Annotated in this window: 1 protein-coding gene and 1 pseudogene; both read left to right on the top strand. The window is 48.3% G+C overall.

Annotated elements, in window-relative coordinates:
- Positions 1–213, top strand: a pseudogene (locus B4237_RS14820) (30S ribosomal protein S3); the annotation flags it as partial.
- The coding region (gene rplP, locus B4237_RS14815; RefSeq protein ID WP_286943759.1) for a 50S ribosomal protein L16 at positions 153–402 on the top strand (250 nt) is incomplete at its 3' end. The pseudogene B4237_RS14820 and the gene rplP, both read left to right, overlap by 61 nt.

The raw sequence follows: 402 nt of genomic DNA, 5'->3' as shown, positions 1-402 counted from the left end.
TTTTCCGTGGCGAGATCTTAGGTGGCATGAAACAAGTCATGAACCCTGCTCCTGCTGAAGAGCGTCCAGCTAAACGTGGTCGTGGTCGTGGTGAAGGTCAAGAGCGTCGTGGTCGTCGCAATGACCGTGCTGCTGACAAGGGAGAATAATCCATGTTGCAACCTAAACGTACCAAATTCCGTAAAGTGCACAAAGGCCGTAACACTGGTCTAGCGCATCGTGGTAGTACAGTATCATTTGGTTCGATTGCAATTAAAGCAACTGAACGTGGTCGTATGACTGCTCGTCAGATTGAAGCTTGCCGTCGTACCATCAGCCGTCGTATTAAGCGTGGTGGTAAAATCTTCATCCGCGTATTCCCGGATAAACCAATTACCGAAAAACCATTAGAAGTTCGTATGG

It is taken from the genome of Acinetobacter sp. UBA6526 (assembly GCF_002434875.1).
Lineage (GTDB): Bacteria > Pseudomonadota > Gammaproteobacteria > Pseudomonadales > Moraxellaceae > Acinetobacter > Acinetobacter venetianus.
The sequence above is the reverse complement of the archived record's forward strand: the minus strand, read 5'-3'. Positions and strand labels throughout refer to the sequence as shown.